Consider the following 22430-nt stretch of genomic DNA (forward strand, 5'->3'; position numbering starts at 1 on the left):
TCGAAGGAAAACGTCAATTATGAACTTCGAACTGACCACTCTCACTTTATCTGCAGCTTCCAGCCAGAAATGCGATGCACTCATCGTGCTGGTGCCAGAAGGCGTGAAACCCGGCAAGGATGCGGTATCCGCCATTTTGGCGCAGGCACTCAAATCGGGCGATCTCGAACTCAAGGCGGGCAAGAATCTGCAGATCTATGCGTCGCCACTGCTGGCGGCGCGTCGGGTGATTCTGGCCGGAACCGGTGATGGTAGCGTGCGCAGCGTGCGTCTGGCGCTTGCCGCAGTCGCAAATGTCCTGAAATCCCCCAAGGTCAAGAAGGCCGTTGTGGTCTTTGCGGGCAAGGCATCGGGCGAAGCGGTTGCGACGGCCGTGCAGTGCTGCGCTGATCTGAGCTACGTCTACACGACGACCAAGTCCAAGGCTGAGCCGGTGGCGCTCGCCCGTCTGGTGGTGGGCGTGGAGGATTCGGCCAAGGTCAAGTCGGCTTTCGACATGGCCTGCGCCGTTGCCAAGGGCGTGGGTTTTGCGCGCGAATGGGCGAATCGCCCCGCCAACCACGCCACTCCCACCATGCTTGCCAACGCCGCCAAGGGCCTGACGACGACCGGCATCACCTGCAAGGTGCACGGCCCGGCAGAAGTTGCCAAGCTTGGCATGGGCGCGTTCCTGGCGGTGGCCCAGGGCTCGGCTGAACAGCTGCGCTTCATCGAGCTGCGCTACAACGGTGCGGCCAAGTCCGAAGCGCCCGTGGTGCTGATCGGCAAGGGCATCACGTTCGACACCGGTGGCATCTCGCTCAAGCCTGCGGCCGAGATGGACGAAATGAAGTTCGACATGGGCGGTGCGGCCAGCGTGCTCGGCGTGTTCGCCGCGCTGGCGGAACTGCGTCCGGCCGTCAACGTGGTCGGTCTGATTCCCGCCTGCGAGAACATGCCTGACGGTAAGGCAGTCAAACCCGGCGACGTGGTGACCAGCATGAACGGCCAGACCATCGAAATCCTCAACACTGACGCCGAAGGCCGTCTGGTCCTGTGCGATGCGATCACCTACGCCGCGCGCTTCAAGCCGCAAGCGCTGGTGGACATCGCGACGCTGACGGGTGCCTGTGTGATTGCGTTGGGCAACCAGCGCAGCGGCCTGTTTGCGTCCGACGACGCACTTGCAGCTCAGTTGCAGGCAGCGGGCGACGCGGCGCAGGATCTGTGCTGGCGCATGCCGCTCGACGATGAATACGGCGAAGGTCTGCGCAGCAATTTCGCGGACGTGGCCAACGTGGCTGGTCGCGCGGGTGGTGCGATCACGGCGGCCAAGTTCCTGCAGCGCTTCACCGGCAGCATGCCGTGGGCTCATCTGGACATCGCCGGAACCGCATGGAAGAGCGGGGCGGCCAAGGGCGCCACGGGTCGTCCCGTGGGTTTGCTGATGCACTATCTCGCCAATGTGGCGGGCAGCTCCAAGCCAGCGCCTAAGCCAGCGCGCAAGAAGCCCGTGGCCCGCAAGACCGCGTGACTCGGCGTGATGGATACCCGCCCCGAGGTCACATGACGGAAGTAGCTTTTCATTTCAACGCGCCGGACAAGCTGGCCTACGCCTGCCGCTTTGCGCGCAAGGCGTTCAAGCGCGGCCTGCGCGTAGTGGTAACTGGAAGTGCCGCGGATTTGCAGGCGCTTGATCGCATGATGTGGGCGTTGGGCCCCACGGATTTTGTGGCGCATGCGCTTGCCGACGGCGATCCAGAGGTGGTCGCGGTGTCGCCCGTGCTGCTTGCTGTGGATCCGCAGTCGGTTGCGCCGCGTGACATGCTGCTCAATCTGGGTGGTCAGATTCCGCCCGGGTTTGATCAGTTCGAGAAAGTGATCGAGGTCGTGAGTTCGAGCGATGAACAAGATCGCCAGCTCGCGCGCACGCGCTGGCGTCAGTACGCTGCAGACGGTTACGAGATCGTTCGCCATGATCTGGTTTTGAAAGAAAATGCCTGACCATGGCATCCGCTCCTTCCTCCTCCCCGCCGAAGTTCGTTCCCACGCTGACCGAAGAGGTGGAGCTGCCCGCCGAATCACGTGATTTGTACGCTCAGGACGCGTCGTCGGCTCCGGTGGAAATCCCCGGTGGCTACGAACTGCCCGGGGGCGTCTCGGACGAAGACGAGACATCCGTTTCGACGCGGCCGCTGGATCCGGATGCTGTTCCCGAGTTGGTTTCCGTGGTGGATGTGGAAGAAATCCATCACGAGTTTGCCGAGATCCCGGAAGTCTCTGATGTGGTGGACGAAGCGGAGCTCGAATCAACGATTGCTGTGGACTCTAAGGAAGAATCGCTGGCGGTTGTTGAAGATGCAGCGATGGCCAGCACGGCGGTTGCCGAGTTTATTGCCGCCGATCCTGAGGCTGGGCTCGAACCACAACCCGTGGCGCAGGCCCAACCCGCTACGCTGCCTGATGGTTACGAAGAGTATGTGGTTCATCGCGTGATGCAGCGCGTGGACGTGCTGCTCGAGCAGCGCTTGCGCGAAGCCATCGCGCTGGTGATCCAGGAGCAGACCCGTTCCATCGTTCCGCGCCTGCGTGAAGAGGTGGAATCGGTGGTCCGGCAGTCGGTTTACGAGGCCGTCGCCGACGAGCTCGCCTCAACGCAGAAGTGATGTCTTGAGCGGTCGAGGGCCGTACTGTCCCCATCGACCGGGTCGTACCAGCAGGGATTTCCCGAGTGTGGTGCGGCACGTACGCTCCAAGCGATGTCAGCACGCTTTTTTGAAGACATGCCTAGCGCACACAAGGCTTCAGAAAACACACCCAATCTGAGCGCCATCCGCGCCCAACAAGGCCCGTACATGGTGTATGCATTAACTGGCCCGCAAATTGCATAGTCAACGTGTCCCGACGCGTTCCGTCATTCTGAGATTCCCTAGTGTTTCAGATTATGAATTGCGCTATGTTTCACCGCGTTGGGACAAAAACCAAATATCTCAGCGTTCTTTAAATTGGAGATTCGTATGCAATTGAAGTTGAAGTTGACTGTAGCTGCTGCAATTGCAGCAGTGGCCGGCATGGCAGCCGCTCAAGAGGTGGTGAAGATCGGTCATGTGGCGCCAGTATCTGGGCCGCAAGGACACTATGGCAAGGACAACGAAAATGGCTCGCGCATGGCCATTGATGATCTGAACGCCAAGGGTGTGACGATCGGTGGCAAGAAGGTCAAATTCGAGTTGATGGCTGAAGACGATGCTGCTGATCCCAAGCAAGGCACGGCTGCGGCGCAAAAACTGTGCGACGCCAAGGTTGCTGGCGTCGTTGGTCACCTGAACTCGGGTGTGACGATTCCAGCTTCCAAGATCTACAACGACTGCGGCACTCCCATGGTCACGGGCGCGGCCACCAACCCGAACCTGACCAAGCCGGGCTACGACACGACCTACCGTATCATCGCCAACGACAATGCTCTGGGCGCTGCGTTGGCCGCGTACACCGCGGACACGCTGAAGCTCAAGACCGTTGCAGTGATCGACGACCGCACCGCCTATGGACAGGGCTTGGCCAGCGTTTTCAAGAAGGTTGCTGCCGAAAAGGGCATCAAGATCGTCGAAGAGCAGTTCACCACCGACAAGTCCACCGATTTCATGGCGATTCTGACGGCCATCAAGGCCAAGAATCCCGATGCGGTGTTCTATGGCGGCATGGATGCACAGGCAGGTCCCATGCTGCGTCAGATGGCGCAACTGGGTATGACCAATCAGAAGTATTTCGGCGGCGACGGCTTCTGTACGTCCGAGTTGGCCAAGTTGTCGGCTGGTGCCCCGACGCTGGGTAATGTGGTCTGTGCAGTGGGTGGTGCTTCGCTCGAGAAGATGCCTGGTGGCAAGGACTGGAAGGCTCGCTACGACGCCAAGTTCCCAGGCCAGTTCCAAGTCTACAGCCCGTATACATACGATGCGACGATGCTGTTGGCCGATGCGATGGTACGCGCGGGCTCTTCGGATCCCAAGAAGTATATCCCCGAGCTGAAGAAGTCCAACTACCAGGGTGTCACTGCAAAGATTGCCTTCGAAACCAATGGCGAAATGAAGAACCCTGCTGTGACTCTGTTCGCTTACAAGAACGGCGAGAAGGTGCCACTGAACTGATCATCGGATCAGCAATGCAAAAAGGACCCTTGAGGTCCTTTTTGCTTCTTGTGAGCAGGGTCTCCGATGGAATGGAGAGGGACAAGTGCCGTGCGACTCGTCAGCGGCGCACCTGCAGTGCGCCCGGGTTCACAATATTGGTCGGTGTACCCTTGATGTAGTTGATCACGTTGTCGAACGCGGCGCCAAAATACAGCTCGTAGCTGTCTTGTTCCACATAGCCGATGTGCGGAGTGCAAATGCAGTTCTCTAGCCGGAGCAGGGCGTGCCCCTGCAGAATGGGTTCGCTTTCGAACACATCCACCGCCGCCATGCCGGGACGGCCACGATTCAGGGCGGCAATCAATGCGTCAGGCTCGATCAGTTCTGCGCGCGACGTGTTGACGATCAGCGCAGTGGGCTTCATCTGGCTGAGGTCTTCCAGCGTGACGATGTTGCGGGTTTCTTCGTTCAGGCGCAGGTGCAGGGAAATCACATCGCACTGCGAAAAGAACTCGGCGCGCGTGGAGGCGACCTGAAAACCATCGCTCAATGCCTGTGCGCGCGACGCCTCGCGGCCCCAGACACGCACATTCATGCCGAAGGCCTTGGCGTAGCTGGCGACGATGCGGCCGATTTTGCCGTAACCCCATATGCCGAGCGTTTTGCCGCGCAGCACCATCCCGAGGCCGAAATTTGGCGGCATCGACGCGGAGCGCATGCCGGACTGCTGCCACGCTCCGTGCTTGAGATTGGCGATGTACTGGGGTAGGCGTCGCATGGCCGCCATAATGAGCGCCCAGGTCAGTTCGGCTGGTGCCACCGGCGAGCCCACACCTTCTGCAATGGCAATGCCCTTTTCGGTGCAGGCCGCCACGTCAACGTGCGAGCCAACCTTTCCGGTCTGTGCGATGAGTTTGAGGCGCGGCAGTTTTTCCACCAGTTGTCTGGTGATCTGGGTGCGTTCGCGGATCAGCACGATGACATCAGCATCCTTCAGCCGGACCGACAATTGGCCGAGGCCCTTGACCGTGTTCGTGTAAACCTTGGCGGAATATCGTTCGAGACGTTCGGCGCAGTGGAGCTTGCGTACGGCGTCTTGATAGTCGTCCAAAATTACTATGTTCATGTTGTTTACTGCAACTGCAGGGCGGACCCGGACTGGCGCGCGGGCGGCGCACTGAAAATTCAAACTGTTCGAGGCTACACGACTTATATCGTGCGCATAGTGGTCATTGTCGTTGATGAAGCCGTACGAACACCAGTGAATCGCCTGAATTGGGGCAAATTCAAACACAAGCTTACAGCGATGAACGCGGTTTCAGGGGCTTGCGCCGTCAACGCTACCCAATGTACGGACGTTGATCAAGGGTAGATAGCCTGACGTCAGTCAATACCGGCGCTTACAGCTGTTGTGGAGTGATGCAGGTCAAGACCGCTTCAAGTGCGTACCATAGCGGCGCTTTCACGAATCAGGGTAGCCGAGGGGCGGAGTGCGCGCAGAATGGTTGTGTTCCCGCTGCTCGATTCGAATGGCGTGATGATTTATCAAGAAGGACTAGAAGAGACCCATGACTGAACAAATTGCTTCGCTTCGCTCGGAGTCGCGCGCCGGCCTCGGCAACAAGGTGCGTGCGGGCCTCATGGGGCTGATGCTGATGACGCTGGGAGCTGCAGCCTCGGCTCAGGTCTATGTCGGCGGCTCGGTGAGCGGCCAGATTGCGCCCGGCGTCTACGGACGGGTCGACATTGGCGGCGCACCACCGCCACCGGTGATCTATCAGCAACCTGTGATCATTGCACCGCCGCGCGTGGTTGTTCCAGGACCTCCTGTTTACATGTACGTGCCGCCAGGCCATGCCAAGCACTGGGGAAAGCATTGCGCGAGGTACGGTGCCTGCGGCCAGAATGTGTATTTTCTGAGGAATCCGCCACCACAGTTCCATCACGCGCCGCCCCCTCCACGCCATGGGCGTGATCGTGATGATCGCTGGGATCGCCACGACCGTCATGATCGCGACCACTACCGCGATGATCGTCCGGGCCGTGGAAATGGTCACGGCAATGGGCACGGCCATGGTCGTGGTCACGACCGCGACTGAATCAACATTTTCTCGGTTCAGAGCAATGATCTGAACATGGAATTGATTCCACTTTCCCCGTTGGTTGTGGCTACAGGGTTTAAGCTTGGCTTCCATGGCCAACGTCACTTTCTCCCCTCCTTATTCGCCTGCGGATCAAGTAGCCAATCAGCTGCGTGACCGCGGGTTTGCTGTTTTGCAGCCCAGCGATGTTGCCAACTGGATCGGCTGCACCCTGGAAGAGCTGCTGGCTCTGTCTGGCGATTGGGCGGATCTGCCTCCGGATGAGTTTTTGAAGGACGGCGGACGCTACCGCCGGCGTCGTCATTCCTGCTTTGTCGTGGAGGGTGGCAACTATGAGCGGGTGCCTCATCGCGCACACTGGCAGCCTGTGGAATACAACGCACTGCATGGCGGCATGCAGCGCTGGTTTGCGCCCATCCAGGACGCGACCATAGCGCATACGGTCTGGCCGAAGATGATGTGCGCGCTCGCCCAGTTAACCCAGAATGCCATTGCCCGCGATACCACGCCGCAGCCTTGGTTCATCGAGGCGCATCAATTCCGGATCGACACATCGGACGGCATTGGTCGCCCGACGCCCGAAGGCGCGCACCGGGACGGCGTGGATCTGGTGGCGGTGTTCCTCGTCGGTCGACAGGATGTGAAGGGCGGCGAAACCCGGATCTTCGAGGCTACGGGCCCCAATGGTCAGCGCTTCACCTTGACCGAGTCTTGGTCTCTGATGCTTCTCGACGATGCCCGCATGATCCATGAGACCACTCCCATTCAGCCGGAAGCGGCCGGTGGCTGGCGTGATACGCTGGTCGTCACTTGCCGCGCGGGGGATTTTCAAGCGGCCAAGGGAACGGATCGCGGTTGATGTGAGTCAATTCTCTATGTGGAGAATCGGAGCAAACTCACTAACAGCTTCGATACATTGATTGGGCACTCAAGGACTCTCTGTACGAATTTGCTCGTGCGGAGGAGTCGAAAGCCTTTTTAGCCTAGGAGAAATTCATGTTTACCAATATTCTGATTCCCGTCGACGGCTCCACGACAGCGCTCAGCGCGGTTTCCAAAGCGGCTGGTCTGGCCAAGACCTTTGGCAGCAGCGTGACCGTACTCTATGTTGTTGATCCGTATCCATTCACCGGCGTCGGCGCAGACTTCGCCTATGGCCAATCGCAATACCTCAGCGCAGCCAGCGCCGAGGCCAATTCCGCGCTGGATGCGGCCAAGGTGGCACTGAATGAGGCCGGTATCGACAAGGTGATCACCAAGGTGGGTGAAGGGCATGCCATTCACGAAGGCATCATTCGCGCCGCCAAGGAAGTGGGCGCCGATCTGATCGTCATGGGCTCGCACGGGCGCAAGGGGCTGGAAAAGCTGGTGCTGGGTAGCGTGACGCAGCGCGTGTTGGGCGTCTCCGACATTCCTGTGCTCGTGGTGCGCGAATAATTCACAGCGTCCTGACCTTCATTCAAACAAAACGGCCCTTCGAGGGCCGTTTTGTTTGAGGGCTGAGCAATGCAGGCTGAACGAGGAGGTTCAAGTGCCAAACAGGCGGGACAGCCAGCCTTTTTTCTTGTTGCGCTGTTCCAGTTCTTGCAGGACTTCGGCCTTGATGCGCTGAGCTTCGGCGGATGGGCCACCTTGTTGCGCCATCCGCAGATAAGTCCGAGCGGCGTCCACATAGCCGTGGTCTTCGTTGCGGATATGGTTAAACAGCCAGCGCGACAGCATGCCGTGCAGTTCGGCTGTGACATCTTCTCCGGCATCGAATCGCGCCTGAAACAGCGCGACACGCTTGGCAAACAACTCGTGGACCTTCTTGTGCGGCCCCGAAAAAAGATAGCCTGCGTTTTCCATCAGCGCTTCCTCGAACACGAAGTGGGAGAGGGTGTAGTCCACCATCTCTCCGATCACTTCACCGAGCTCTTCCCGGTCGTGGGTCGTTCTCAGTTCGTGAAGCTTGTTGATGTATTCGACGATGCGACGATGTTGCTTGTCGATCTCATCAATACCCGTATCGAGCTCGGGCAACCAAACCAGCAAAGCCATTGGGTTCTCCAATATCTGTGTATGGAGAAGTATTTCTGACTATGGGTGTTCGCATCATGATTTAGGTCATGCGCTGTCGAAGATGGGCTTCAGTATTGGGATTGCATACCTATTTCAAGTTGATTGCCGATTGATTTATTGCACCTGCACTCAGCCATGAGTGCAGGTGACTGTCCGTGAAGGATCACTCGATCTTCACGCCGGAGGCTTCCACGATGCCCTTCCATTGTGTGTATTCCGTGTTCAGCAGCTTGCTGAAATCGGCGGGCGACATCGCGAGCGGCTCCGCGCCTTGGGCGTGGATTGCGGCCTTCATTTCGGGCGTGGCGAGCAGCTTGTTGATCTCGGTATTGAGCGTGGTCACGACGCTGGCGGGCGTGCCTGCGGGAGCCATCACGCCGTACCAGGTACTCACGTCGAAGCCCTTGTAGCCGGACTCGGCAATCGTCGGCACATCGGGCAGCGACGAACTGCGTTTGGCAGAGGTGACCGCGAGTGGGCGCAGCTTGCCGGACTGGATCTGGCCCATGGCCGATGGCACGGAAGACACGAGCAGGTCGACGTTGCCGGCCAGCGCGTCCATCATCGCGGGGTTGGAACCCTTGTAGGGCACGTGGCTCAGCTTGATGCCTGCGGCTTTCTCGAACAGGTCGCCAGCGAGGTGGATCGAGGTGCCGTTGCCGGGCGAACCATAGGTCACTGTGCCGGGATGGGCCTTGGCGGCGGCGATCACGTCGGCCAGCGTCTTGTACTTGGAGTTCGCGGAGGTGGCAATGATCACGGGCGTGTAGGCCACGTGCGCGACGGCGGTCAGATCCTTGGTGGGATTCCAGGGCAGGCTCTTGTAGAGCCATGGGCCGATGACGAGGTTGTCCTTCTGACCCATGACGATGTCATAGCCGGTGGGCTGGGCCTTGGCCACTTCGCCGATGCCGATAGTGCCGCCCGCGCCGGGCTTGTTGTCGGCCACGACGGTCCACTTGTTGGTCTTGCTCAGTTCGTTGGCGACGAGGCGCGCCAGAATGTCCGTGCCGCCGCCCGGTGGGAAGGGAATGACCAGACGTACGGGCTTGGTCGGATACGCAGCGGGAGCTGTCTGTGCGTGGGCAAAGCCGCCAGCGGCCAGAGCGGCCAAGGCGGTCGTCGCTGCAATTGCGGTTGTGAAAGTGCGGCGCATCATCATGATGTGAAAGTCTCTCCTGCAGATGGAAAAAGGCCCCTTCTGGCAAGCCAGCGGGGCCTTGTTGTCGGACACCAGCGCGAATCTTAGCGCCTGCCCAGACGCAATAGTACTCGTGGTTTCACGAGTTTCACACGCGTTCGAAGATGGCAGCGATGCCTTGGCCGCCGCCGATGCACATTGTCACCAGCGCGTACTTGCCTTGGATGCGTTCGAGTTCGTGCAGCGCCTTTACCGTGATCACTGCTCCGGTCGCCCCGATGGGGTGGCCCAGCGAAATGCCGGAACCGTTCGGGTTCACCTTGGCGGGGTCGAGGCCCAGATCGCGGGTGACGGCGCAGGCTTGGGCTGCAAAGGCTTCGTTGGCTTCGATCACGTCCAGATCGTTGATGGTGAGGCCGGCCTTCTCGAGCGCCAGCTTGGTCGCGGGCACGGGGCCGATGCCCATGAACTTGGGATCGACACCGGCGTGCGCATAGGCCACCAGGCGCGCCATAGGCTTGAGGCCACGGGCCGCTGCCGTCTTGGCTTCCATCAGCACCAAGGCTGCGGCCGCGTCGTTGATGCCCGAGGCGTTGCCTGCGGTGACGGTGCCGTTTTCTTTGGCGAACACGGGCTTGAGCTTGGCAAAGTCGGCAGCGGTGGCGCCAGCGCGAAAGTGCTCGTCGGTCACGTACTGCACGTCACCCTTCTTGGACTTGAGCGTGACGGGCACGATCTGGTCCTTGAAGTAACCTGCGGCAGTGGCGCGCTCGGCGCGGTTGTGGCTTTCGACGGCCAGGTTGTCCTGGTCCTCGCGGGTGATTCCCCACTTGGCGGCGATGTTCTCGGCCGTCACGCCCATGTGGATGTTGTGGAACGGGTCGTGCAGGGCGCCGATCATCATGTCGATCATCTTGAAGTCGCCCATGCGTGCGCCCCAGCGGCTGGTGAGCGATGCGTAGGGAGCGCGGCTCATGTTCTCGGCACCAGCACCGATGGCGATGTCGGTGTCGCCCAGCAGAATGGACTGGCTGGCGTTCACGATGGCCTGCAGGCCCGAGCCGCACAGACGGTTCACGTTGTAGGCGGGCGTGCCTTCGCCGCAGCCGCCATTGATGGCCGCCACGCGCGAGAGGTACATGTCCTTGGGTTCCGTGTTCACCACATGGCCGAACACGACGTGACCGACATCCTTGCCGTCCACGTTGGCGCGAGCCAGCGATTCGCGCACGACGGTGGCGCCGAGTTCGGTGGGTGGAACGTCCTTGAGGCTTCCGCCGAAGGTGCCAATGGCAGTACGGACGGCGCTGACAACAACTACTTCACGGGACATGATGGGTCTCCTGTTGGTTTGATCGAAAAGAGGCGGTGAAAAAACGCGCCGATCGCATGTAACCGGCAACTACGTATTCAGCTACGTATTGTGCAGCGCACCAATTCAAATGTCGCGCACATCCGCGACAGGGTTTTCCCCATAGTCTGCGCGATTCAAGTACGCCAGCACACGCGCTGCCGCATCGGCTGGCGAAGTGAGCTTGCTGCCCGTTTTGAGCGCCTCGAAATTGCCGATGTCAGGGAAGTCTGCGGGATTCGCACCGCGCAGCTGAACTTGCATGTCGGTGTCAATCACGCCCGGGGCGAGCGAGCAGAGCTTGGCACCGTTCGGCTTGAGCGCTTCTTCGAGTGCGGCGCAGCGGGTGAACATGTCCATGCCGGCCTTTGCCGTGCAATACGCCGCCTGTGATGCCATAGGCTTGCGACCGAGGCCGGACGAGATGTTGAGCACCTTGCGCGGGCTGTTCCAGCTGTCGGTGGCGACAAGAAATGCGCCGGCCAGCGCCATCGGAGCCTCAAGCCCCACGCGCATGGCGTTCTGCAGATCGGCTACGGCAATGTGGCCGAGCGGTGCGATGCGCGGAATCACGCCCGCGTTGTTGATCAGCGTGACACTGGCCCAGTCATCGCCATTCAGCGAGGAGAGCAGGGTGGTCAGGCGTTTAGCCGCTTCTTCGGGGTTGGCGAGATCCTGCTCCCATTGTTGCAACTGGTCTTCGTTGGTGGCGGCTTCCGCGAGCGCGTCGCTGGTCTTGCGCGCAATGCTGATGAGCATATGGCCTTCGCCGAGCAGTTGCTGGCCGATGGCAAGGCCCATGCCGCGCGAGCCACCAGTGAGGATGGTGAGATGTCTGGGAGAGTTCATGCGCTGATCTTAAGAGGAATACGGACGTTCGCCGCGCCACGGGGTCCGCAACAGCAACAGCATTCCGTCAACGAAAAATGTCCGCTTTCAAGCGCTTCTGAACTGTTCACGGACACTGAAGTCCAAGCAGGACAACGGTTCAGGCTTGCATTCGGCTTTTGGGCCTGAGCAGAATTTAGGCTGAGAGATCCGCATAGGAGCGCCGCGAACAGAAGTCTCGGCGTGCTCGGAGCGAGCAGATGGGCACGGCCAGGCTGCTTCGTCATCCCGACTTCGTCATCCCAAGGCGGATGTGCGTTGACAGGTGGCAAAGATCGCCAGCACAACGGCAAGGCCCAAGTGGACCCGGCGAATTCGGCACAAGGGCCTTGGTCGAGGCTGCGCTAAGTGGTCGACACGCCGGTGGGATCTACCGGCGCTGTGCTCGATGGTGCGCCGATCGACGACGGCGGACGGTCATGGCGCATGCTCTACCTGCAGCCGCCCCTTGTGGCCGAACTGACCGCCGACATCGCCGAAGGATGGACGGCGTCTGCCGTCGAGTTCACCCAGCCCACGGTCAGCAACAGGTTCATGGCAGGCCGTTTCCGGAAACTTTTCCAGGCGATGACTGCGGGCGGTACAGACCCCGATGCACTGGAGGCAGACGAGACGCTGCTGCTCTTGCTGAGTGGCTTGTTGCAGGCGAGGAATGGAGCGCTGAGGTCGGTGCCGGCCGGAATCGCTTCGGCGCGCACGCTGATCGACGACGACCCCGCCGCAGCACTGACCCTCACCGCCTTGGCCCGAGAAGCCAGGCTCAGCCGCTACCAGTTCTTGCGTGCATTCCACCGAGTGACCGGCTTGACGCCCCATGCCTACCTCATGCAGCGGCGCATTCATCGGGCGCGCCAACTGATTGATCGCGGTGTGCCGCTCGTCGAGGCGGCTGCCGACAGCGGCTTCTCCGATCAGAGCCACATGACGCGGCTGTTCGTGCGCAGCTTCGGCATGGCACCGGGCATTTACGCCAAGGCCGTTGGCTGAGTCCAACTGCCTGCAATTTCATTCAAGACGGCCAGGCGGCCGCAGGCGAGGATCGGGGCTGAATTCATTCCCCTTTTTGTCTAAGGCCCGATCTTGCGGTTCACCTACGCACCCAGCATTCACCGCGACTTCCCGGAACTCGCCACACGCGTTCTTAGCGTGGAGGGCTTGACTCCCAATGCGCCAGTCGCAGACCCTGTCGCCCGCTTCATCGCCATGGCCCAGCAACGCATCGCACACTCAACCGAGAGCGACCTGCCGGAGATCCAGGCTTGGCGGCGCGCTTTCGGGAAGATGGGACTGAAACCGACCCAGTACCGCTGCGCCGCCGAAGCGCTTCTTCGCCGGCTTCGCAAGGAAGGCGCCTTGCTTGCCTGCGTTCTTTCGCGTCCCGCTGTTCTCAAATGGATGCGACGGGGCTTCGCAGCGGCTTTCGTCGGGCTTGGGGTCAAGCTGGCCTTGATTCAGCGATAGGGGTGAGTTCATCGTGACCATCACATCGCTTGCACATCGCAGGAGCGAGGCAGGTGTAGGGTCTGAACGGTCTTCGGCGGCGATTGATTCTTCGAATCGGGCCGTGGAATTCATCGACCGCTAACTGCACTGCCAATTCGCGGAGAAACACAATCGCTACGTTCCGATCACGCCTGTATGCGTACTCGACGTCGTAGGTCGGCCATGTGTCGTGGATGACACGGCCGCCTGCGGTCTGATGGCGTTGCGTGAGACGCCCAATCGCCTTGCTGGTCGGCTGGGAGGCAAGCCGGGTCGGTATGACCGGACTTGTGACTTGCCCGGGTCATACATATACATGCTTGCGCCTGCTTGAGAGCGGAGGTGTGTTGAGCGAATCAAGCCCCCAAATACGCCTTTCGCACATCCGCATTGGTCAACAGCGCCTGACCCGAGTCTTCCAGCACGACCTTGCCGGTTTCCAGCACGTAACCACGATCCGCGATCTGCAGGGCGCGGTTGGCGTTCTGCTCGACGAGGAACACGGTCACGCCGTTGGCGCGGATGGTCTGGATGATCTCGAAGATCTGCGCGATGATCAGCGGGGCAAGGCCCAGCGTCGGCTCATCAAGCAGCAGCAGGCGCGGCTTGCTCATGAGCGCGCGGCCGATGGCGAGCATCTGTTGCTCACCGCCGGACATCGTGCCCGAGCGCTGGCCCGAACGTTCACGCAGGCGTGGGAACAGTTTGAAGACATGCTCGATGCCATCGGCGATTTCCGACTTGTTCAGAAAGAAGCCGCCCATCTTGAGGTTTTCCTCGACGGTCAGATCCTTGAACACTCGGCGGCCTTCCGGCGAGATGGCGATGCCCCTGCGCATGATGTGGTGGGTGGACATCTGGGTGATGTCCTCGCCCTCGAACAGGATCTTGCCGCCGCTCGCGCGCGGGTTGCCGCACACGGTCATCAACAGCGAGGTCTTGCCTGCGCCGTTGCTGCCGATCAGCGTGACGATCTCGCCCTGATTGACGTGCAGGCTCACCTTGTTGACGGCGCAGATCGCGCCGTAGTGCGTGGAGACCTGCTCCAGTTGCAACATGTGTTTGGCGCTCATCTCAGGCCTCTCCCAGATAGGCCTTGATGACCCGCTCGTTGTTGCGCACCTCATCGGGCGTTCCCATGGCGATCGGTTTGCCGTATTCCATGCACAGGATGCGCTCGGACACACCCATCACCAGACCCATGTCGTGCTCGATCAGCAGCACCGTTACACCGAATTCGGTGCGCAGGCGCTCGATCAGGTGCTGCAGCTCGACCTTCTCCTGCGGGTTCAGGCCCGCTGCGGGTTCGTCGAGCATCAACAGCTTGGGCTCGGTGATCATGCAGCGCGCGATCTCGAGGCGGCGCTGGTGACCATAGGCAAGGTTGCCGGCTTCGCGGTTGGCGAATTCGGCGATGCCCATGAACTCCAGCCACTTCATCGCGTTGGCGATGGCGGCCTTTTCGCTCTCGCGGTAGCCGCGCGTATTGAACAGGCCCCCGAGCACCGACTTGCTGGTGCGGCGATGCTGCGCGACCAGCAGGTTTTCCACGGCGGTCATGCTCTTGAACAGACGCACGTTCTGGAAGGTGCGCACCACGCCGCGCTGGGCGACGCTGTGGCTGCCGAGACCGGCAATCGACTCGCCCGCCAGCGTGATCACGCCGGTGGTGGGCTTGTAGAAGCCGCTGATGCAGTTGAACACCGTGGTCTTGCCAGCACCGTTGGGGCCGATGATGGCGAAGATTTCCTTCGGTTTGATGGCCATCTGCACACCGTCGACGGCCACCAAGCCGCCAAAGCGCATGCTCAGGTCTTTGACTTCGAGAAGATGGCTCATGCGTGCGCTCCATCCTTGTGGTTGCCGGAGTGGTTGCCTGTCGAAGGAACTTCCACGTGGTGGCGCTTCATGGGCAGCAGGCCCTGCGGGCGCCAGATCATCATCAGAATCATCACCAGACCAAAAATCAGCATGCGGTATTCGGAAAACTCGCGCGCCAGTTCAGGCAGCACGGTGATCAGGATCGCCGCAATGATCACACCCAGTTGTGAGCCCATTCCGCCCAGCACCACAATGGCGAGGATCAGCGCCGATTCGATGAAGGTGAACGACTCGGGATTCACGATGCCTTGGCGCGCCGCGAAGAACGCACCCCCGAAGCCCGCGAACATGGCGCCCAGCGTGAACGCCGAGAGCTTGATCTTCGTGGGGTTCAGGCCGAGCGAACGGCAGGCGATCTCATCTTCGCGCAGCGCTTCCCATGCACGGCCAATCGGCATGCGGATCAGTCGATTGCTGACGAGCAGCGTGAGGGTTGCGAGGAACAGCGCCGTCAGGTACAGGAAGATCACCATGTGCATGGTGTTGAACTCGATACCGAAAAACTGCGCGAACGTGGTGCCGCCTTCGGTGGCTGGCGAGCGCGTGAGCGGCAGGCCGAAAAACGTCGGCTTGGGAATGCTGGAGATGCCGTCCGGACCGCCGGTCCAGTCGTTCAGGTTCACCAGCAGCAGGCGGATGATTTCGCCGAAACCGAGCGTCACGATGGCCAGATAGTCACCGCGCAGGCGCAGCACCGGAAAGCCCAGCAGGAAGCCAAAGGTGGCCGATGCCAGCCCGGTGAGCGGCAGTGCCTCCCAGAAGCTCCAGCCCGCCCAGTGGTAGAGCAGGGCGTAGGTGTAGGCACCCACGGCGTAGAAGCCGACGAAACCCAGATCGAGCAGACCGGCGAAACCAACCACGATGTTCAGGCCGAGGCCTAGCATCACGTAGATCATGGCGAGCGTGGCGATGTCCACCGCGTTGCGGCCAGCCATGAAAGGCCAGGACACGGCGATCAGCGCGACCACGAGGTAGACCACGGGCCGTGCCTTGTCCGAGATGCTGGGCAACGAGGGCAAGCTGATGCCCTTGGTGGCGGACTTCAGCGCCGGGCGCAGCAGTTGCCAGAGGAACACGATGACACAGCCCCAGATCACGTAGTTCCACTGCGTGACCAGATAGGTGCGGATGCCCGCGCGCTCCAGATGCAGGCCGAAGATCGGAATGATCAGCAGCGCAGCAATGATGGTGGCGAAGATGGCGTTGCCGAGTTGAGAGCGGATCTTGTTCATCACACCTTCTCCACTTCAGGCTTACCGAGCAGACCAGTCGGGCGGAACAGCAGGATCAGCACCAGCAGGCCAAAGGCCACGATGTCCTTGTATTCCGACGATATGTAGGCTGCGGCGAAGGTCTCGGCCACGCCCAGTACCACACCGCCGAGCATCGCGCCCGGAATGCTTCCGATGCCGCCGAGCACCGCCGCCGTGAAGGCCTTGATGCCAGCGATGAAGCCGATGAAGGGATTGAGCTTGCCCACCGCCAGCGCGATCAGCACGCCACCGACGGCGGCCAGCACGGCACCGAGGATGAAGGTGAACGAGACGACGCGGTTGGTGTCGATGCCCAGCAGGTTCGCCATGTGCATGTCCTGCGCGCAGGCACGCGAGGCGCGGCCCATGCGGGAGTGCTTGATGTACAGCGTGAGCGCGATCATCAGCGCCACCGCCACCACGATGATGAGGATGCGGGCGAAGGGGATGAAGACTTCGAAGTTGCCGAGATGGAAGGTGAATGCGCCGGGCAGCAGGGCGGGCACCGCCATGTCGCGCGCGCCTTGACCGAGAGCCACCCAGTTCTGCAGAAAGATCGACATGCCGATCGCGGAGATCAACGCCACGAGACGTGGGCTTGAGCGCAGCGGTTTGTAGGCTACCTGTTCGACGGCGAAACCGTAGACCCCGGTGATGACGACGGCCACCACCAGCATGAGCGCGATGATGAACCAGATCGGCAAACCGCTGGTTGTGCCCACGGCGGACAGCGTGACCAAGCCAATGTAGGCACCGATCATGTAGATGTCGCCGTGAGCGAAATTGATCATCCCGATAATGCCGTAGACCATGGTGTAGCCAATGGCGATCAGGGCGTAGATGGCTCCTAGTGAGAGCCCGTTGAATAGCTGTTGTATCAGCTGTGGCAATAAGTCAGACATTGCTTGGTCGTCCACTTTGAGGGCAGTGCGATTCATCTTGCACGGCCCTGGCGCGCTTGTCATCAGGATTGCACCCGTTTGGGGGCATCCGTGAAAACCATGGCACCAGTTAAACGAACGGGGCAGGTACGTCGCAAACTCCGGTTTGCGAACGTCCTGCCCCGAAGGGAGAGCGTCAGTGGTTACTTGACTGCGGGAGTCTTGGAACCATCCTTGTGCCACTGGAACACTTGGAAGTCGAAGGACTTCAGGTCACCCTGCTTGTTCCACGAGATCGGGCCGATCACCGTGTCCACTGTGTTGGCGTGCAGCCACTCGGACACCTTGGCCGGGTTGTCACCAGCGGCCTTGATGGCGGCGATCAGCGATTGTGCAGCCGCGAACGAAGTCAGCTGGAAAGCGCCCGATGGATTGCGCTTGGCATCCTTGAACGCTTTCACGACGGCGGCGTTCTTGGGGTTGGCGGAGAAGTCGGCCGGCAGAGTCACCAGCATGCCTTCCACAGCGGCACCAGCGATGGCGTTCACTTCAGGATTGCCCACGCCTTCCGGACCCATCATCTTGACCTTCAGGCCTTGCTCTGCGGCTTGGCGCAGCAGCAAACCCATTTCGGGGTGGTAGCCGCCGAAATACACGAAGTCGACACCGGCGCCCTTGAGCTTGGTGATCACGGCGGAGTAGTCGGAGTCACCAGCGTTGATGCCTTCGAACAGCGCCACTTCAACCTTGGCCTTCTTCAGATCGTCACGCACGGCGGTGGCGATGCCCTGACCGTACGACTGCTTGTCGTGCAGCACGGCAACCTTCTTGGGCTTGGCGTGGTCGATGATGAACTTGGCAGCCGACGGGCCTTGTTGGTCGTCACGGCCGATGGTGCGGAAGATGAAGCTGTAGTTCTTGCCGTCCGTCAGGGCGGGAGACGTAGCGGAAGGAGTGGCAACCACTACACCTTCGTTGTTGTAGATAGGGGCTGCAGCGATCGAAGCACCGGAGCAGACTGGGCCGATCACATAGCCGATTTTGCTGTTGACCACACGGTTCGCGGCCACTGGACCTTGCTTGGGTTCGCAAGCGTCGTCCACTGCTACCAGTTCGATCTTCTTGCCGTTGATGCCGCCGGCTGCATTGGTCATTTCAACCGCAGTCGTAGCACCTTCCTTGACCATGTCGCCGTACTGAGTCAGAGCGCCAGTCGTCGGGATCACCATGGCGATCTTGATCTGGGCGTGAGCCGCAGTTCCAATGAAAGCTGCACCAGCCAGTCCCATGGCTGCAATCAACGTACGCGCACGGAAGGTCGTTTGCATAGTTATTCCTATCACTAATAAATTCAATAAAGGTAAATTGTATGCAGTCGTGCGCCCCTTTTTGGGGAGCGTCGCACAGCAAGTCGCCCAGCTTATCGAGGGGACATGGCCTCACAACGGGGGATTTCCCTAGGGGAGGGGCATAAGCTTATGCTGATTATCCTCTGTGGGAAGCCCATTTTCCTTGATACAAATTTAAAACGGCACGTTGCTGGCAATACACAGTTTCTGCCCGCTGACAGGGTGAGAAAGCTGCAATAAACGTGCATGAAGCATCAAACGAGCGGCGAATTGCTGCGCGGGCTCCGGCGCGTAAAGCGGGTCTCCGAGTATGGGAAACCCCAGATGCTGCAAATGCACCCGCAATTGATGCGTCCGACCGGTGACCGGCTGCAATTCGACGCGTGAAATGCCATCTACGTATCCGAGCACCCGCCAGCGCGTGACGCTGGGCTTGCCCGCCGGATCGACGATACGGCGCGGTCGCCGTGGCCAGTCCTGAAGAATCGGAGCATCGATTTCCTGCCAGTCCGTGCCCGGCTCGGCAGGCGAGCCCGCCACCAGCGCCTCGTAGATCTTGTGCACTCGCCGCTCGGCAAATGCTGCGCTCATGGCGCGCTGCATTTCGAGATTGCGGGCGAACAGCACAATGCCGGAAGTGGACATATCCAGCCGGTGAATGAGCAGCGTCTCCGGCCATTGCTGCTGCACTCGATGGATCAGGCAGTCCTGCTTGTCTTCGCCGCGCCCTGGCACGCACAGCAAGCCGGAGGGTTTGTCGAAGGCGAGCAGGTGCGCGTCTTCAAACAGCGGAATCAGCGGCTCGTAGGGAATGAGGGGCAGTGGTGGGAGTGGCATCGGGCTGCGAGTGTAGTGCGGCGCAGGCACGCTTGAAAAAAGGGCGAGCGGTACCCACGGCACCACTCGCCTTCTTCACACTCCATCAGTCACGCGTCAGCACCAGGCAACTGACGTACTGAACGGATCACTTGCCCTCGTAAGCATCCATCGGAACGCAGCTGCAGAACAGGTTGCGGTCGCCGTAGACGTTGTCCACGCGGCCGACGGGTGACCAGTACTTGGACTTGCGCAGAGCGGCTACTGGGTAGGCCGCCAGTTCGCGGGCGTAGGCGTGCTTCCAGTCGTCGGCGGTGACCTGCTCGGCCGTGTGGGGCGCGTTCTTGAGCGGGTTGTCCTCGCGTGGCAGCTTGCCTGCTTCGACTTCGCGGATTTCATTGCGGATGGCGATCATCGCGTCGATGAAGCGGTCGATTTCGAACAGCGTTTCGCTTTCCGTCGGCTCGACCATCAGCGTGTTGGGTACGGGGAAGGAGAGCGTAGGGGCGTGGAAACCGTAGTCGATCAGGCGCTTGGCGACGTCTTCGGCCATCACGCCGGAGGTGTCCTTCAGGCCGCGCAGATCGAGAATGCACTCGTGCGCGACGTGGCCGTTGGCGCTTGCGTACAGCGTCGGGTAGTGATCCTTCAGGCGCACGCTGATGTAGTTGGCGCTCAGAATCGCCGCTTCGGTGGCGTGCTTGAGGCCGTCCGGGCCCATCATGCGGATATACATCCAGCTGATCGGCAGCACGGCGGCATTGCCCAGAGGCGCTGCGCTGACCGCGCCGACGCCACCCTCGATGCCGCCCGCCTTGTGGCCGGGCAAGAACGGAACCAGGTCTTCCACCACGCACACGGGGCCGACGCCCGGGCCGCCACCACCGTGGGGGATGCAGAAGGTTTTGTGCAGGTTCAGGTGGCTCACGTCGCCGCCGAACTCACCCGGAGCGGCCACACCGACCAGCGCATTCATGTTGGCACCGTCCACGTAGACGCGGCCACCGTGGCTGTGCACCAGCTCGCAGAGTTCCTTCACCTGAGTCTCGAACACACCGTGCGTGGACGGGTAGGTGATCATGATGCAGGCGAGGTTGGCGCTGTGCTGCTCGCACTTGGCTTGGAGATCGACCATGTCCACGTTGCCGTTGGCGTCGCAGGCCGTCACCACCACCTGCATGCCGACCATCTGGGCGGATGCGGGATTGGTACCGTGCGCGCTGCTCGGGATCAGACAGACGTTGCGGTGCGCGTCGCCGCGCGACTCGTGCCAGCCCTTGATCGCCAGCAGACCGGCGTATTCGCCCTGGCTGCCCGCGTTGGGCTGCAGGCTCACGCCCGCGTAGCCGGTGGCCTGGCAGAGCCAGTCGCGCAGTTGCTGATCAAGCTCGATGTAGCCCGCGAGCTGGTCGCGCGGCGCGAACGGGTGCATGTTCGCGAACTCGGGCCAGGTGATCGGGATCATCTCGCTGGTCGCGTTCAGCTTCATCGTGCAGGAGCCGAGCGGGATCATCGAACGATCCAGCGCCAGATCCTTGTCCGATAGGCCGCGAAGGTAGCGCAGCATGCCGGTTTCGGAGTGGTGCGTGTTGAACACCGGGTGCGTGAGGAAGCCACTCGTGCGCTCCGCAAACGCGGGGATCAGCGACGGCGCGCCTTCGTCCATTGCTTCGATGGTCGGCAGTGCCTTGCCTTCACCCGCGAAGATGGCCCAGACCAGTTCCACATCGGCGCGCGTAGTGGTTTCGTCGAGCGAGATGCAGATGTATTCGTCCCACGCCTTGCGCAGGTTGGCGCCCTTGGTGACGGCGCGCGCGATGACCGCGTCGGTCTCTCCTTGGGTGTGTAGGCTCAGGGTGTCGAAGGCCGTGTCATGGTGCTTGGCGGTGTAGCCCAGCTTGGCGAGGCCACGGCTGAGGATGGCCGTGAAGCGGGCCACGCGGCGTGCGATGCGCGTAAGGCCTTCGGGGCCGTGGTAGACAGCGTACATGCTGGCGATTACCGCTGGCAGCACCTGCGCGGTGCAGATGTTCGACGTGGCCTTTTCGCGGCGGATGTGCTGTTCGCGGGTCTGCAGCGCGAGGCGATAGGCAGGCTTTCCGTGCACATCGACGCTCACCCCCACCAAACGACCTGGCAGCGAGCGCTTGTACTCATCGCGACAGGCCATGAAACCGGCGTGCGGGCCACCAGCGCCCATCGGCATGCCAAAGCGCTGGGTGGAGCCGACGACGATGTCCACATTCCACTCACCGGGCGGGGTGAGCAGGGTGAGGGCGAGCAGGTCGGTCGCGACGATGGCGGCGGCCTGTTTGGCGTGGATGGCTTCGACGTCGGCCTTCCAGTTTGCGATCCAGCCGCTTGACGCAGGGTACTGGATCAGCACGGCGAAGAAGTCACCGGCCAGCAGCGTTTCCCATTCGTCCTTGGAATTGGCGATCTTCACGTCAATGCCGAGCGGCTTGGCGCGGGTCTGCACGACTTCGATGGTCTGCGGATGCGCGTCACCGGCGACGACGAAGGTGTTGCTCTTGGACTTGACCGAGCGCTTGGCCAGCGTCATTGCTTCGGCGGCGGCGGTGGCTTCGTCGAGCATCGACGCGTTGGCGATTGGCATGCCAGTCAGGTCGCAGACCATGGTCTGGAAGTTGACCAGCGCTTCCATGCGGCCCTGCGAGATTTCGGCCTGATATGGCGTGTAGGCCGTGTACCAGGCGGGGTTCTCCAGCACATTGCGCAGGATGACGCCGGGCGTCAGCGTGCCGTAGTAGCCCTGACCGATGAAGCTCTTGAGAACCTTGTTCTTTGATGCAACGGCCTTGAGCTCCGCGAGGGCGCTGGCTTCGGTGATGGCGGCGGGAATGTCCATCGGCTTGGCGCGTGCGATGGAGCGCGGGACGATGGAATCGATCAGCGCCGAGCGCGAGGCTTCTCCGATCACGGAGAGCATGTGGGCTTCGTCGGAGGGGCTGACGCCAATGTGGCGCGGTTGGAATTCGGTGGCGTTTTCCAGCGCGGAGAGGGGGAGTGCGGCGGGCATTTGCATGGAGGGACCAGTCTCAAAAGCAAAAATGGCCGCGCCTTCGCAACATGGCGACAAGGCGCGGCCGTGGACTACA

The 22430-nt window shown here is 61.1% G+C and carries 20 protein-coding genes and 1 pseudogene; 9 read left to right on the plus strand and 12 right to left on the minus strand.

Annotation, left to right across the window (positions count from 1 at the left end):
- Positions 1 to 19: 19 nt before the first annotated feature.
- The 4 genes from G7047_RS07980 to G7047_RS07995 all read left to right on the plus strand — a co-directional run bounded on the left by G7047_RS07980 (position 20) and on the right by G7047_RS07995 (position 4124).
- Positions 20 to 1513 (plus strand): leucyl aminopeptidase, encoded by a 1494-nt coding sequence (locus tag G7047_RS07980; RefSeq protein WP_166303245.1) that lies wholly within the window; start codon positions 20 to 22, stop codon positions 1511 to 1513.
- A 32-nt stretch (positions 1514 to 1545) separates the two neighbouring features.
- Complete coding sequence (locus G7047_RS07985) at positions 1546 to 1983, plus strand: DNA polymerase III subunit chi (RefSeq protein ID WP_166303247.1); 438 nt, start codon at positions 1546 to 1548, stop codon at positions 1981 to 1983.
- A gap of 2 nt (positions 1984 to 1985) precedes the next feature.
- A complete protein-coding gene (locus tag G7047_RS07990) occupies positions 1986 to 2645 on the plus strand; it encodes a hypothetical protein (protein WP_166299487.1) in 660 nt (219 codons plus the stop codon).
- 351 nt (positions 2646 to 2996) lie between these two features.
- A complete protein-coding gene (locus G7047_RS07995) occupies positions 2997 to 4124 on the plus strand; it encodes a branched-chain amino acid ABC transporter substrate-binding protein (RefSeq protein ID WP_166303250.1) in 1128 nt (375 codons plus the stop codon).
- Positions 4125 to 4224: 100 nt separating this feature from the next.
- Here the strand turns inward: G7047_RS07995 and G7047_RS08000 are convergent, their stop codons facing one another.
- On the minus strand, positions 4225 to 5232 hold the full coding sequence (locus G7047_RS08000; protein WP_166303253.1) for a D-2-hydroxyacid dehydrogenase family protein: 1008 nt from the start codon (positions 5230 to 5232) through the stop codon (positions 4225 to 4227).
- A 514-nt stretch (positions 5233 to 5746) separates the two neighbouring features.
- On the opposite strand from G7047_RS08000, the gene G7047_RS08005 reads away from it, so the two are divergent.
- From G7047_RS08005 to G7047_RS08015, 3 genes are all read left to right on the plus strand, one after another.
- On the plus strand, positions 5747 to 6205 hold the full coding sequence (locus G7047_RS08005) for a hypothetical protein (protein WP_166311946.1): 459 nt from the start codon (positions 5747 to 5749) through the stop codon (positions 6203 to 6205).
- 94 nt (positions 6206 to 6299) lie between these two features.
- Positions 6300 to 7067 carry a 2OG-Fe dioxygenase family protein gene (locus G7047_RS08010; protein WP_166303256.1) on the plus strand — a complete coding sequence of 256 codons (768 nt, stop codon included), beginning with the start codon at positions 6300 to 6302 and terminating at the stop codon, positions 7065 to 7067.
- A gap of 137 nt (positions 7068 to 7204) precedes the next feature.
- Positions 7205 to 7645 carry a universal stress protein gene (locus G7047_RS08015; RefSeq protein WP_166303259.1) on the plus strand — a complete coding sequence of 147 codons (441 nt, stop codon included), beginning with the start codon at positions 7205 to 7207 and terminating at the stop codon, positions 7643 to 7645.
- A 90-nt stretch (positions 7646 to 7735) separates the two neighbouring features.
- Here the strand turns inward: G7047_RS08015 and G7047_RS08020 are convergent, their stop codons facing one another.
- From G7047_RS08020 to G7047_RS08035, 4 genes are all read right to left on the minus strand, one after another.
- Complete coding sequence (locus G7047_RS08020) at positions 7736 to 8248, minus strand: bacteriohemerythrin (RefSeq protein WP_166303262.1); 513 nt, start codon at positions 8246 to 8248, stop codon at positions 7736 to 7738.
- 184 nt (positions 8249 to 8432) lie between these two features.
- Positions 8433 to 9431 carry a tripartite tricarboxylate transporter substrate binding protein gene (locus G7047_RS08025; protein WP_240939409.1) on the minus strand — a complete coding sequence of 333 codons (999 nt, stop codon included), beginning with the start codon at positions 9429 to 9431 and terminating at the stop codon, positions 8433 to 8435.
- A 127-nt stretch (positions 9432 to 9558) separates the two neighbouring features.
- Positions 9559 to 10743, minus strand: coding sequence for a beta-ketothiolase BktB (gene bktB / locus G7047_RS08030; protein WP_166303267.1), 1185 nt, complete (start codon positions 10741 to 10743; stop codon positions 9559 to 9561).
- A 105-nt stretch (positions 10744 to 10848) separates the two neighbouring features.
- Positions 10849 to 11610, minus strand: coding sequence for an SDR family NAD(P)-dependent oxidoreductase (locus tag G7047_RS08035; protein WP_166303270.1), 762 nt, complete (start codon positions 11608 to 11610; stop codon positions 10849 to 10851).
- Between the two features lie 402 nt (positions 11611 to 12012).
- On the opposite strand from G7047_RS08035, the gene G7047_RS08040 reads away from it, so the two are divergent.
- On the plus strand, positions 12013 to 12636 hold the full coding sequence (locus tag G7047_RS08040; RefSeq protein ID WP_166303273.1) for a helix-turn-helix transcriptional regulator: 624 nt from the start codon (positions 12013 to 12015) through the stop codon (positions 12634 to 12636).
- A 93-nt stretch (positions 12637 to 12729) separates the two neighbouring features.
- Positions 12730 to 13005 (plus strand): annotated as a pseudogene (locus tag G7047_RS31080) (hypothetical protein); the annotation flags it as partial.
- A gap of 482 nt (positions 13006 to 13487) precedes the next feature.
- Here the strand turns inward: G7047_RS31080 and G7047_RS08050 are convergent.
- From G7047_RS08050 to gcvP, 7 genes are all read right to left on the minus strand, one after another.
- Entirely contained in the window at positions 13488 to 14189 is a 702-nt protein-coding gene (locus G7047_RS08050) for an ABC transporter ATP-binding protein (RefSeq protein ID WP_166311948.1), read from the minus strand.
- A 16-nt stretch (positions 14190 to 14205) separates the two neighbouring features.
- A complete protein-coding gene (gene livG, locus G7047_RS08055; RefSeq protein WP_166303276.1) occupies positions 14206 to 14970 on the minus strand; it encodes a high-affinity branched-chain amino acid ABC transporter ATP-binding protein LivG in 765 nt (254 codons plus the stop codon).
- The gene (locus tag G7047_RS08060; protein ID WP_166303279.1) at positions 14967 to 16244 is read right to left on the minus strand and encodes a high-affinity branched-chain amino acid ABC transporter permease LivM; all 1278 of its coding nucleotides are present in this window, start codon (positions 16242 to 16244) and stop codon (positions 14967 to 14969) included. Before G7047_RS08060 ends, livG begins: the two co-directional genes overlap by 4 nt.
- Positions 16244 to 17167: a high-affinity branched-chain amino acid ABC transporter permease LivH gene (gene livH / locus G7047_RS08065; RefSeq protein ID WP_166303281.1), complete on the minus strand. Its 924-nt coding sequence runs from the start codon at positions 17165 to 17167 to the stop codon at positions 16244 to 16246. The genes G7047_RS08060 and livH overlap by 1 nt, the downstream gene beginning before the upstream one ends.
- A 182-nt stretch (positions 17168 to 17349) precedes the next feature.
- A complete protein-coding gene (locus G7047_RS08070; RefSeq protein WP_166303286.1) occupies positions 17350 to 18474 on the minus strand; it encodes a branched-chain amino acid ABC transporter substrate-binding protein in 1125 nt (374 codons plus the stop codon).
- 195 nt (positions 18475 to 18669) lie between these two features.
- Complete coding sequence (locus tag G7047_RS08075; RefSeq protein ID WP_166303291.1) at positions 18670 to 19332, minus strand: RluA family pseudouridine synthase; 663 nt, start codon at positions 19330 to 19332, stop codon at positions 18670 to 18672.
- A 127-nt stretch (positions 19333 to 19459) separates the two neighbouring features.
- On the minus strand, positions 19460 to 22357 hold the full coding sequence (gene gcvP / locus G7047_RS08080) for an aminomethyl-transferring glycine dehydrogenase (protein WP_166303295.1): 2898 nt from the start codon (positions 22355 to 22357) through the stop codon (positions 19460 to 19462).
- Positions 22358 to 22430: the final 73 nt, after the last annotated feature.

Origin of the sequence: Diaphorobacter sp. HDW4A, from assembly GCF_011305995.1 — a bacterium.
In the GTDB taxonomy this organism is placed as follows: Bacteria; Pseudomonadota; Gammaproteobacteria; order Burkholderiales; family Burkholderiaceae_C; genus Diaphorobacter_A.